This window comes from Sphingobacterium kyonggiense, from assembly GCF_039536825.1.
GTDB classification, from domain to species: domain Bacteria; phylum Bacteroidota; class Bacteroidia; order Sphingobacteriales; family Sphingobacteriaceae; genus Sphingobacterium; species Sphingobacterium kyonggiense.
In genome coordinates this window covers 746,486-760,053 of sequence record NZ_BAAAZI010000006.1, presented here as the reverse complement: position 1 = coordinate 760,053, position 13,568 = coordinate 746,486, and the positions used below count along the sequence as shown (strand labels likewise).

The window sequence follows — 13,568 nt, the reverse complement described above, 5'->3', positions numbered from 1 at the left end:
TAAAATTATTGAATGGTCTCATCATCTCAGTTTTTGCAAACGATCTTTAGCACCAGGGATAATATCATCATCTCCTTCATAATTTTCAAGGATACTTTCTAAGGTACTTTTTGCTTGGGCCTTATCTCCTTTTCGAGCATAAGTATCTGCCAGCAACAGAAAACTCTTTGCTACCCAATAATCTTGTTCCTCCATATTATTGATCACATCAAAGGCAGATTCCTGAGCTTTATCGTATTGTTTACTGTTATATTGCATTAGCCCCAATAAGTACCTTGCTTCAGCACTAGCGGCCGACTTGCTTTTTAAGGCTGCCAGATTAAGTTCTTTTGTTGCAGCCGTAACACTCTTTTTCTGTTGCAAAGCCTTTGCACTGTATAAATGTGCTGTAGCTATTTCCTGTTCAGTGGCTCCTTTATATTCTTTAACTAATTTTACATACTTATCCATCTGTTCAAAATCACCAATCTCATAATAACAAATCATCAAATTAGTAACAGCATAACCATAGTTGTTTTTAAAATCTGAATTAAGTTCTAACTTTTTGAGGTGAACAATAGCTTCATTGTACTCTTTTAAGCTTAGATACAAGGCAGCGACAGTAACCAGGGTTTGCTCTGTATATGGACTTGTCCAATCGTTCAAGATGATATTCAAGTCATGCAAGGCTTCCTCCGGTCTTCCAGTATGGTATAAACTCACTCCACGGATAAAGCGTGCGTGCTTTTCTTTTCTAGGTTTTGGGAATTTATCAAAATAGGCATCGATAGCCTCTGCTGCTGGGCCATATCTACCTCTTGAAAACAAGGTAAAGCCTGCCTGAAATGCTAGGTTATCCTGCTCTGCTTCACTTAAGTCTTTAATATTACTACTGGTAGCAAACTGAATATAGCTTGTAGCATCTCCTTGATCCAGGTAGATACTCTCGATGGAATGTAATGCTTGAGAAGCCTCTCCAGTTGTAGGATACTCTTTAATCACTCGTTCAAAGGTAGCTTTGGCGGCTTCGGTGTCATTTTTATTATACTGCACAAGTCCAATCGTCATTAATGCTCTAGGCACATAACTACTGCGTGGATATTGCTTAATCATCTTTTGCAACCCTTCTATGGCTTCATCGTAATCTCCTTTTACAAAAGAGATATAAGGGATCTCAAAGGCTACATCGTCCGCATAGTTTGACTTTGGAAATTTCTGCACCACCGACTTCAAAGTATTGCGCTTAGCCTCATTGTCACCTTGCAGTCCTTGTATAATTCCGTGTTGAAATAAGGCATAGTCTTGATTGGGAGCTTTTGCACTAATCAGCTGATCATAATAATCATTTGCTCTTCCGTAATCGCGCATGGATAGATAGGAATCTCCTAAACGAGCTAATACATCGTATCGAATATTTTTATCTGAAGATCCTTCCTCCGAAGCTAAAAAGCGTTCAAAATAATTAGCTGCTAGGCTATACTTATTAATACGGAATGCTGCATATGCCAAGGCATAATTCGCATAATTGTATACCGAAGTATTTTTCGCAGCTGGCATCTGCAGGAATCTGGTAAAGTTATCTACTGCTTCACCATATTTTCGAACTTCATACATGGCCTCCGCTTTCCAATAAGTCGCTAAAGCGGCCATCTCCGGATCATACTGATATTTCTCCGATCGCATAAACATGGAAATACTATTTTCAAATGCTCGTTCATTATAGAACTCCAATCCACGGTAATAGGTAATTCTTTGATATACTTGCTCTGCCTTTTGATCTTTATTATTGAATGATTCCAATAAATAGACCCCTACTTGAAAATTACTGGAACCGGCCAAGACTTTAGCCATTCTGGATTCTGTAGTCTCTGCATTATTAGCATCAGCAACCAGGTCTTTATTTTTCATGATGATAAACTCCTGAAGAGGTTTCAACGAAGCTTGTAAGGAATCAAGTTCAAATAGAGTTTTGGCATAGTTATATAGAGCATCTGATTTCAATTCCTCATCGTAATTGAGGGCAGATGCCTTAAAAAATAAATTTCGTGCAGCTGGTTTATCGCCATTTTTAATAGCAATACGTCCTAATGCGATCAATGCGCTTTGATAGAAAGCATCTAATGGTTTTACTTGCTGCAGAATAGAAGTTGCCCTTGGGTTTTCACCCGCTAAATAAGCCAAAATACCGATTCTGTTGTTATCGATATTGCTAGCCAATGAATTGGGATAGCGTTGAGGTAATGGGCTATGATAAGGCTCTTTGAATACGTTTTTTGAATAATACATACTTGCCGCTATCTGGCGAAGTTCTAATTCTAAAGCCTTTCTATCAATCTTCATATCTGGGCTACGTCGAACCTTTACCGCATCTGCTAAAACAGGGCGATACTCTCGAACAATTTCAATAGAATCCATAACGCCGGATTGTGATTCAGCTGTTGGTTGCGTAGGCTTAGCTTTCTCCACAGGCTGTTTTTTCACTTCCTGAGCATATCCCGTAACTAATAAAAGTGATAAACTTCCGGTTAGTATGTGTTTTAGATGATTATAGTTGAATCTATGTTGTTGTTTCATTTCTTTCTCTATTTCAAAGCTTTTCTATAGATAATCATGCTAAAGGAAGCATTATAAGTAGTCTAAGACCCTTTAACAAGCAATATCAATACTAACAAAATCCTAGCCATAATTAGAAAATACTTGAACAATTTGACTACATAAAAACAGATGTTAAATTATGCTAAACAAACTTTCTAGATCAAAAATAAACTTACTTTTAAGCAATAATGATGTTTCAAAAATCTGTACCAAGCCAGTTTAAATAAATGATACACTTAGTACGTTAAATTCATGAAAATTGTCATAAAGAATTTCTTTTCCCTGCTTCTTACAATAATTGGATTGCTACACTTTGTAAATGGACAAGAAAGAAAAGCTATTCAAGCGGGCATCTATGCTTATGAAACCGCTACAGCATTAAAAGGAATAAATGTTTTGAATCTAAGCACTAAATCTCATGCCGTTTCTGATAATTATGGAAAATTCTCCATCGACTATAAAACGGGAGATACGTTGGAATTCAGACATGAAAATTGGGAAACAAAACAATTCTTTGGAAACAATTTAAATGATTCTATTTATCTAAAGAAAAAAGGCATCGTTTTACAAGAGATTCTAGTAACCGGAACTCCCACTAATAATGAACTTAAAATAACCCGAGAAATTCAGAAGCAGAGAAACAACAGAAATGGCATCTATTATGGAGGTCGTCCTCCCCTTTCCTTACTTAACCCTTTCAGTGGAAAACCTTTAACTTTCTTTTACGAGCTGATTAGCAAAAATGGATTTAGAGCTCGAAAAATGGAGCGTAACATCTTAAGCTTAGCTAATGAAAGTAAAATTGATAGCTTATTTACATTAGAAATCATTAGGAGAACGACCAATATAAAAGAAGAAGAATTGGTCACTTTTGTGGAAAAATATCGCCCAACAGTAAGCCAATCTGAACACTGGAACAGATATGATTTTTTAAAATATATTCAAGGATGTTATCAGCAATTTGTGGAGTTAAAAGAAAATTGAGTTTATTCTATTTATAAATTTCTGCAATATTTTCCATCAATTTATTATCTCCGTACTTACTATCGTAGTCTCCATGATTTCGTTGTTAATATGTCTTGAACAATTTGACCTTCTTCATGTTCTAACAGAGAAGACTATAGAAAAACGATGTTAACATTCAGAAAAGAGGGCATTTACTGTGAACCTGGGAAATTTTATATAGATCCTTGGTTACCTGTTGACTTTGCCATTATCACCCATGCACATGCAGATCATGCACGTGTTGGGATGAAAAACTACTTGTGCCATAAGCTTACAGAACCGATCTTGAGATTACGATTGGGCATAGACATCAAAGTGCAGGCAGTTGATTACAGTCAAGAATTGACAATAAATGGTGTTAAGGTTTCTTTACACCCAGCTGGACATATTATTGGTTCGGCCCAGATTAGGATGGAATACAAAGGAAAAGTCACAGTGGTAACTGGAGATTATAAATTACAAAATGATGGATTATCCACGGCATTTGAACCTATAAAATGCCATGAACTAATTTCAGAAAGTACCTTTGGACTTCCCATTTATAATTGGCTTCCTGTTGAGCAGATTAATCAAAATTTACGAGATTGGGTTCAAAACAATCAGAGGGAAGGAATTACTTCAATTCTCATTGGTTATGCTCTAGGAAAAGCCCAAAGGATTATGAAAGCGTTGGATGGCCTTGGTGATCTATATGTACATTATACTATATCGCGTATAAACCAAGCCTTCACTACCTCAGGCATCGAATTACCAGCTTACAAAGACATTGATTTCAACAATAAACCCAAGAACTTTAATTCGGGGATTATCATTGTCCCTCCTTCCCTATTTGGATCAAATATGCTCAAGAGCATCCCTAAATCCTATACAGCCATTTGCTCAGGCTGGATGCAAGTCCGGGGTGCTAGGCGATGGCGTTCTGCCGATGCTGGATTTGCAATTAGTGATCATGCAGATTGGCAAGGTTTGCTTACGGCAGTTCGAGAATCACAGGCTGAAAAAGTCTATGTTACGCATGGTTTTAAAGCCGAGTTTTCTAGGTACCTCCAAGAGCTAGGAATTCAAGCTGAGGAGATTAAAACAGAATTTGGTGTAGAGGAGGAAATTGATGAAACTGTAATTCAATAAAATGAAGGTATTCGCAAAATTGATTAATGCGCTTGACAGCACAAATAAGACCAACAGCAAAATAACTGCAATTGAAACCTTTTTGGGTGAATCTTCTGAATTGGACAAGTATTGGTTTATGCGGTTATTTACTGGAAAACGTCCTAGGCGATCTGTTAAGACCTCAGCTATGCGTGAATGGGCAGCACAAATTAGCCAAATACCAGAATGGCTGTTCCAAGAAAGTTATACAGCAGTTGGAGATCTAGCTGAGACGATTTCCCTTATTATTCCTCCTGCCACTCGTACAATTGATAAACCATTAAATACTTGGATGCAAGAAATCATCTCCTTGCAACATAAAAGCGATACGGAGGTTCAGGCTTACATCAAAGAATCTTGGGCACAGTTAGGTCAAGTGGAACGTTTTGTATTCAATAAATTATTAGGCAGTAGTTTCCGCATTGGCATTTCTTCCAAGACCTTGATCAATGCTTTTGCTAATTATTATCAAGTGGATTCTAATTTAGTAGCACACAGTTTAATGTCGGAATGGGACCCAAATGAAATCAGCTTTGAGGATTTTATAAAAGGGGTACATATTAATCATAATTTATCAGCTCCTTATCCCTTTTGCCTAGCAAATCCGCTTAATGATGAATTAGAAAGTTTAGGAATACCTGAAAATTGGCAAATAGAATATAAATGGGATGGCATCCGTGGGCAGATTATTTTTCGTGCTGGGGAATTGTTTATCTGGTCTAGAGGAGAAGAAATGGTAAATGAACAATTTCCTGAGCTTTTAAATGAATTCGAAGGATTGGAGAGGGATTTTGTCATTGATGGTGAAATTGTTCCTTATAACCTATCTGGGGTTATGAATTTCAATCAATTGCAGCGAAGGTTAAACCGAAAAAACATCAGTAAAACACTTTTGGAAGAAGTGCCAATTCGGTTTATTGCATTTGATATCTTGGAGGATAATCGGGAAGATATCAGAACCTTACCCCTCAGAGAAAGAAGAGAAAAATTGCTTCAGCTTTTGAAGGAAATTAATTCAGAGAAATTCATTCCTTCTCAAGAAATTATTGTTGGAGATTGGGAAACGCTAAAAGAAATTCGAGAAAAATCTGCAGATATAAATGCGGAAGGATTAATGTTAAAAGCTAAAGATTCTGCTTATCTGGTGGGACGTAAAAAAGGATATTGGTGGAAATGGAAAATAGACCCTATGACCATAGATGCTGTATTAATATATGCTCAACGCGGTAGTGGACGGAGAAGCGGACATTATACCGATTATACTTTTGCGGTGAAAGATGGGGATAAACTAGTAACTATTGCTAAGGCTTATTCTGGTCTTAACAATAGCGAGATAGCTGAGGTAAGTAAATTTGTCCGTGAAAACTCTTTAGAGAAATTCGGGCCCGTAAGAACGGTTAAACCAGAACTTGTATTTGAAATCGCATTTGAAGGAATAGCACTTAGTAATAGACATAAATCTGGAGTAGCTCTCAGGTTTCCAAGGATAGTGCGGTGGCGGCGGGATAAAAGTCCTTCAGAAATTGATGACATTCAAGAAATAAAAAAACTAATTAGTCAATAACGCTTTACATAAAACGATATTAATAGCTGAGGAAATCGCATTTATTGAACGAAATACATTATTCTAAACATTCCATATTATTTGATTGTTCCCTATAAAAGAAATAACTATGGCAGAGAAAAATATCAAAAACAAAGAAGCACATGAAAAATTCAAAGCTATTATAGATCAAATTGACATTGGAACAATTTGTAGCTTTAATGCAGATTCTCCTTATCCTCATGGAGTCCCTATGAGTCGCCAAGAGGTGGATGAAGACAGCAATGTATGGTACATTTTATCGGCAGAAAGTGAAACCTTTAAAAATTTAGAAAAAGACAATAAGATTTCGGTTTTCTACGCTGACCCTAAGAATTATACATTCTTGAGCGTCAATGGCACTGCTAGCCTATCCCGAGATCAAGAACGTATTGATAAATATTGGAACAAAATGATGGAAGGTTGGTTTGAAAAGGGAAAAACAGACCCCAATATTCGCATTCTAAAAGTAAATCCTGAGGAGGCTCATTATTGGGATAGTGGTTCAAATAAAATCACCATGTTGTTTGGCATGATTAAAAAAATAGTAACCGTCAGTAAGGAAGATGTAGGAAACGAAGGAGATTTGGAACTATAATTCTTAAAACAGACTATAGATTAAGGCTATTCCAATAATTAAGAGAATAGCCTTTTATATTTTATATAAATTTCTATTTATCGGTATTATTCAAATTATTCTATCTACTTTGCAGCATATTGGAAAGCTTTAAGAACGCCTTAAATTACTTTCCTATATAACACACTGACAAACCAAAAATGGATAAAATTAACTGTGAAGACGAGCAAATTCAATTTCTCGGAACTATACAAAACGTAGGTTTTCTAATCATCTCCAATAAGGATGGTCAAATTGAGGCTGTCAGTGATAATATCAGTGAATACATTTCAACGATTGGCCATTCCTCAATTCTAAATAAGAATGTCGCTCAGATCATCTTTCCTTTAACCAATGACGAAAAGGAACTCCATAACATTTTTAATGAGATTAGTGCAAGTCTAGAGTATAAACGGTCAACTCAACTTATCGAATTAAATGGAAAATCTTTCTACCTGAGTTTATCAAATGAAAAAGATAAAGTCTATTTAGAATTTGAATACTGCATTAGCACGGATATTAGTAAAACTAATATCATGAACAATAAGCTTATCAATCTTCAAAATGAAGAACAAGACGTCTGGAAGATTTTAACAGAAATAATTTCTAAAAACTTAGAAGTTGACCGAGTTATGGTTTATCAGTTTAATGAGGATAGAAGTGGCGTCGTAATTGCTGAAACTTTGATGACATCGAAATTAGATTCTTATTTAGGTTTAAACTATCCAGAATTTGATATTCCAAAGCAGGCCAGAGAATTATATAAAACAAAACACTGTAGATTTATAGTTGACACCGATGAATCAGGTTCAAAGATAATTTCAGAGTCGAATGAAAAAATCAATCTTCAAGAGGTTTCCATTAGAAGGTTATCACCAATCCATCTACAATATTTGAAGAATGCAGGATTTAGATCAAGCATTAGTTTTTCCATCATCATTAGAGGAGAACTCTGGGGATTGGTATGTTGCCAACATGAATCGCCCAAACATATCGATTTGGCAATTCGAAACTTTGCGTTGATGACCTGTAACTTTGCGGCTAACAAGCATCAACAATTAGAGGATAGAGAAGAAATGTCCTATCTGAATGAAGTTCAAACGCTCGAATTACAATTAAAGGAAAAGTTATTATTGAAATCAAATATTTTCCTTGAATTAAAAACCTTCTCTAAGGAATTAATGGACAAATTAAATGCTGATGGAATAGCGATCAGTTATGATGATTCCATTTATCAAGAAGGTTTATTTCCAAATAAAGAAATACTTAGATCACAATTCAATCGTCTAAATCAATTAGCAAATAATCATGTTTTTACAACACATGAGCTTTTTAAAGTACCTGAAATAAATGAAACCTTTGAAAAAGATATAGCCGGTTTGGCATTTATAGAAATTGATCACTTAAAGAATTTTTATATATGTTGGTTTAGAAAAGAAATAATAATCGATCGAGAGTGGGCTGGAAAACCAGAAAAACATTATCAAGAAAGTAACAAGACAGGTCAATTATTTCCTTCGCCAAGAACATCATTTGAAGTATGGAAGGAACAGGTCAATGGATCTTCAAAAAAATGGAGCCTGAAACATCTACACTTCCTAGCAAGGATAAGAGAGTTAATTCGAGATTCCTTATTAAATAAGGCCGCTGAAATCGAGATGTTGAATTCACAATTAATTGAAATGAACAATGCCTTAGACACGTATGCTTATACCATAAGTCATGATCTGAAAAACCCCTTGTCCGCTATCAAGATATCGACAGAATTCTTACAATATAAAAAGGAAATCAGCCCCAATCTATTACAGAAAATGAGTTCCAATATATTAGAGTCAGTTCAGATTACTTTAAATATGTTGGATAAGATACATCAATTTTCCAAGGCCAATGCTTTCTATATGGAAAAGGAAACTATTGAACCGGAGAACTTTATAAATGAAATTATAGATAACAGTAAATACCGATATGGTTCAAATAATGTAGAAATTGTAGTTCAAAACTTGTTACCTGTGCAAGGAGAAAAAACATTGTTGTATCAGCTGTTTTTAAACTTAATTGGTAATGCTATTAAATATTCTTCTAAATCCGAATCTGCAAAAGTAATTATAGGCTCTGTAGAAACAGATAACGGAGTTATATATACTATTTCAGATAATGGAATTGGTATTGACGAAAAAGAATTAGAAACTATTTATCAAATGTTTAAAAGGATGTCCAATTCAACCGGATTTGAAGGATCCGGTATAGGTATGTCCATTGTAAAAAGGATAGCCGATAAATTGGATATTGATATCAGCATTAGCAGTAAAATAAATCAAGGCACAACTGTAAAACTCATGTTCCCCTTTCAATAATGGTTAATGAAAGGGCTTCTTAACCTTGCAATATTTAAATGATAATTTTGAATCCATTTACCTCAGGCAAATAGATTTGCCATTGCATTGAAAACTTCATTTGCTTTGTTTTTGAGATGTTCCTTGTCTTTTTCTCCTAATTCTTCGTCTAATAACTCTTTAAATTTGGTCCATCTATCCGAAGACTCTTCCGTATTTGATTTCAGAAAATTAAAGGGACCTTCAATTCCTCTGTCCTGGAGCATTTTCGCTATATATGGTCTCCCTAAACTGGAACCCATTAAAACATATTGTGCTATTAGGGCATCAGCGTAATTATCAATAGATGGAAAGTTGAATTCCATTTGCCTAGGAGTCGGAAACCCAAGAAAATCCAAGTCCGCTTTGATGTCTATAGAAGATTCTTCAAATTGATAATGAGGTTTAAATGCATTTAAATATTCAGCGGTAGCTTCTTCTACTGTAGTATGGAAAACATAAAACTTTTTCAAAAACTCACCATACTTCTTATCCGTATCAATCTCCTTGATATGTTTAATAACCAATTTCTCCGTAGCCTGATGGGCCTTTAATGTATCGGATTTCAAAAATAAGGAAGTCTGCATAGTATGTATTTTACAAAATAGAATAAATAGCGTGATTTATCTTGTCATTTGACAAAGCCGAAGATAGTCTAATATCCTCAATTGCCTGTCTATTTTATTTCATTTTATTGTATAATTAAAGATCTAAGATACAACACACAAACTTGTTACAAAAAAATTAAAGGACCTAAATATCCGTAAATCAATAGAAAAGATTTATTGATTGATCAGCTTTAGCATTACCTTATTAATCACCTATATCCTCTCTTAAATATTTGCTTAAACAGCTATTTACCCAACATTATTAATTACACAAGTAGTTAAACACTATTTAGTATTTCAGCAAATTATTTCACAATTCAAGCCTTTTATTATGGAAATCATTTTAAATAAAATCTATTGAACTTATTATTTCCTACTAATTGAAAATATTATTAATTATTAAAACTTTATATATTTGACCCCATACTTTATTAAATGAAAAACCAATAAGCCTACTACTTATTGAAAAAATTTAACAGATAAACTAAACATCCTTTCACGAAACACAAAATTATGAATCAAAAATTACTCAGCTTCATTCTGATGTGCTTGCTGTTCGTTGGAACAGCCACAGCACAAGAACGGCAAGTAAGAGGTAAAGTAACATCAGCATCGACTGGTGCAGCCCTAGCGGGTGTATCTGTCCATGTAAATGGTACTAATACCGCTACGCAGACAAATAATCAAGGTGATTATTCCATTGCTGTACAAGGAAACAATGCAACTTTAGTATTCACATCGATAGGATATGGATCAAAACGTGTTGCTGTAGGAACACAAACAAACCTTAATGTAACTCTTTCACTAACGGAAAATGAACTAGAAGAAGTTATAGTTACTGCCCTCGGTGTTAAAAGAGAAAAACGGGAACTAGGTTATTCTGCAGAACAGGTCGACAGCAAAACAGTCAACAAGGCCAGTGCAGTAAACATTGCAAATGGACTACAAGGAAAAGTATCTGGATTAAATGTGACGACGACCAGCTCAGGGGTATTTGAAGATGTTAAAATCAACCTTCGTGGTATTCGTTCATTAACCGGAAACAACAATCCTTTGTTAGTAATGGATGGAGTTCCAATGGAATTAAACTACCTTTCATCTATCAACCCGAATGATGTAGATAATGTTTCTGTTCTTAAAGGGGCTGCTGCAGCTGCAATTTATGGTCCGGATGCCCGTAATGGTGCTATTTTGGTAACTACGAAAAAAGGCTCAGAGACAACTTCCATTAACATCAGTCACTCTGCACAATGGCAGAACATTTCTTTCTTCCCAGAACTACAGAAACAATTTGGTAATGGTGCTGACGGTATGATCATTCCCGAAGAAAACTGGTCTTGGGGTCCTGCTTTTGATGGCAGCATGGCAAATATTGGTCTTCCATTACCAGATGGCAGCCAACAAACTACCAAATATGAAGGAACTGATGAACGCCAGAAATTTTACGATACGGGTGTCACCAACCAAACAAATGTTTCAATCAACAGCAAGGACTTCTTCCTTAGTTTAGAAAACTCCGATATCAAAGGTATTGTCCCTGGAGATAAAAACAGAAGAAATGGAATCCGGATGAATGCTCAACGCGAATACGGGATTTTTAGAGCAGGTGCTAACTTCAATTACACTCAACAGAATTATAATATCTTCGATCAAGTAGGTCAAGAAACATATTTTACGAATCAGGGAACGGGTGGTAATGATGGTTTATTCAGCCAATTAATCAATACTCCGGCACACATTTTAGTAACCTCTTATAAAGATTATAAAAATGACAAATGGGCTAAGTATGATAATTGGTTTACTAATTATGGTCTTAACCCATACTTCTCTATGGGTAACTGGCGTAACTTAGGAAAAAAACAAGATTTAATCAGTAACATTGATCTTGGACTTAAACCATTTGATTGGTTAGAATTCACCTATAGAGCCAGTCTAACATCCCGAGGTATTGCTGAACGATACATTACAGAAGGTGTTACCTCTTCTGCTTTTGGTCTAAGCCGTGGAAAGGACAATATCACTGCGGCTCTTCAAGAATACACCTTGAACCAAACCTTTTTAACTTCAGACTTGTTTGCCAATGTCACTAAGCAAATTGATGATGACTTCAAGTTCAACGGTATCTTAGGAACGTTTGTGAGACAAAAAGAATACAGAACGACTTCCGTAGGGACGGATAATCTAATTATTCCAGAATTACAAAACATTGCCATCCGTTCAGGAAATTTGACTGGTGGATCCAATGGTTATAAATCACGTCTTTTCTCTGTTTATGGAAGCGCAGGTTTAAACTATAAAAACTGGGCGAATGTAGAAGTAACAGGACGATGGGATAAAACCTCTACCCTAGCGCCAGGAAATAACTCTTATTTCTACCCAGGGGTCAATGCAGCAATCGTACTTTCGGATGCTCTAGACATGCAATCGGAGTTCTTTAACTATTTAAAACTTCGTGGTGCATGGACTAAAACTGCAAACTCTGATATTAGCCCTTATTCACTGGAAGCTACCTATGCTCAAGCAAATGGATTTCCTTTAGGAGGTATCACTGGATTAACAGCTAACAACACCACGTATAATTACAACCTAAAACCAGAACGTATTAACACTACTGAAGCTGGTTTTGAGGCTGGTCTATGGAACAATAGATTGACTTTAGAAGCTACTTATTTCCGTTCCATTAACTCTGATCAGATTATTGATGTAAGTATCTCCGAGTCGTCGGGATTTGCTCGTAGCTATACCAATGCTGCATCATTTATAAGTGAAGGTGTAGATTTCGATTTTAATTTATCACCATTAATCAAGTTTACTGATGGCGGAGTCAACTTCAGAGGTAACTTCCTTTGGAACGACTCAGAAGTGACCAGTATTTATGAGGCCCAGAAGCTAAATCAACTTCAAGTTGGTGGAGGTTATGTTGCAGCATCAAATTACGCCATTGTGGGACAACCAGCGTTTGTAATGCGTGGTACAGACTACGAACGAGATGATCAAGGTAGAATTATCGTATCAGCGGCCGATGGTCGTCCTTATACAGCAACTACACCAGTTAACTTTGGTAGAACATTGCCAAAATGGATTATTGGATTAAATCCATCCGTAAATTATAAGAACTTCAACTTATCTGCTTTATTTGAATATAAAGGAGGACATGTTGCATCCTTCTTTGGCTTAGGGTCTGACATGTCTTGGACTGGTGTTTCTATTGCAACAGCATACAATGACCGCCAGCCATTTATCCTTCCTAACTCGGTGATTGAAGATCCAAATAACCCTGGACAATATATCGAAAACACAACTGCTAAGATTGGAGAGAACGAAGAAATGTATAACTATTACACCGGTGAATTTGGAAATACAGCTTCCAATTTCATTGTCAGTGCCAATCAATGGAGATTACGTGAAATGGCCTTAAGTTATGATATTCCAACTACTTGGTTAGCCGCCCGACAAAAAGCATTAAAAAGCGTGTCAATTTCTCTTGTGGGAAGAAATCTAGCACTATGGCTACCAAAAGAAAACACCTTTATGGATCCTGATTTCGATAGTTTCTCAGGTTCAAACCCTAATGCCTTTGGTAACATCAATTCTACATCCAATCCTCCAGTTAGGAATTTCGGATTTACAATTAATGCAAGGTTCTAATTTAAATTCGACAG

At 35.8% G+C, this 13,568-nt stretch carries 8 protein-coding genes; 6 read left to right on the top strand and 2 right to left on the bottom strand.

Going from position 1 to position 13,568, the window contains the following annotated elements; all coding sequences use genetic code 11:
• Positions 1-21 precede the first annotated feature (21 nt).
• Positions 22-2,553, bottom strand: coding sequence for a tetratricopeptide repeat protein (locus ABD676_RS08135; RefSeq protein ID WP_344674102.1), 2,532 nt, complete (start codon positions 2,551-2,553; stop codon positions 22-24).
• A 273-nt stretch (positions 2,554-2,826) separates the two neighbouring features.
• Here ABD676_RS08135 and ABD676_RS08130 point away from each other — a divergent pair, with 273 nt between their 5' ends.
• From ABD676_RS08130 to ABD676_RS08110, 5 genes are all read left to right on the top strand, one after another.
• On the top strand, positions 2,827-3,558 hold the full coding sequence (locus tag ABD676_RS08130; protein WP_344674101.1) for a hypothetical protein: 732 nt from the start codon (positions 2,827-2,829) through the stop codon (positions 3,556-3,558).
• A 147-nt stretch (positions 3,559-3,705) separates the two neighbouring features.
• A complete protein-coding gene (locus ABD676_RS08125) occupies positions 3,706-4,707 on the top strand; it encodes a ligase-associated DNA damage response exonuclease (RefSeq protein ID WP_344674100.1) in 1,002 nt (333 codons plus the stop codon).
• A gap of 1 nt (position 4,708) precedes the next feature.
• Positions 4,709-6,292 carry an ATP-dependent DNA ligase gene (locus ABD676_RS08120; protein WP_344674099.1) on the top strand — a complete coding sequence of 528 codons (1,584 nt, stop codon included), beginning with the start codon at positions 4,709-4,711 and terminating at the stop codon, positions 6,290-6,292.
• Positions 6,293-6,401: 109 nt separating this feature from the next.
• Positions 6,402-6,908 (top strand): pyridoxamine 5'-phosphate oxidase family protein, encoded by a 507-nt coding sequence (locus tag ABD676_RS08115; protein ID WP_344674098.1) that lies wholly within the window; start codon positions 6,402-6,404, stop codon positions 6,906-6,908.
• A 179-nt stretch (positions 6,909-7,087) separates the two neighbouring features.
• Positions 7,088-9,280 carry an ATP-binding protein gene (locus ABD676_RS08110; protein ID WP_344674097.1) on the top strand — a complete coding sequence of 731 codons (2,193 nt, stop codon included), beginning with the start codon at positions 7,088-7,090 and terminating at the stop codon, positions 9,278-9,280.
• A 62-nt stretch (positions 9,281-9,342) separates the two neighbouring features.
• On the opposite strand, the gene ABD676_RS08105 is transcribed toward ABD676_RS08110, so the two are convergent.
• Positions 9,343-9,885: a biliverdin-producing heme oxygenase gene (locus ABD676_RS08105; protein ID WP_344674096.1), complete on the bottom strand. Its 543-nt coding sequence runs from the start codon at positions 9,883-9,885 to the stop codon at positions 9,343-9,345.
• A 534-nt stretch (positions 9,886-10,419) separates the two neighbouring features.
• Between ABD676_RS08105 and ABD676_RS08100 the strand changes: the two genes are divergently transcribed.
• A complete protein-coding gene (locus ABD676_RS08100; RefSeq protein ID WP_344674095.1) occupies positions 10,420-13,554 on the top strand; it encodes a SusC/RagA family TonB-linked outer membrane protein in 3,135 nt (1,044 codons plus the stop codon).
• Positions 13,555-13,568: the final 14 nt, after the last annotated feature.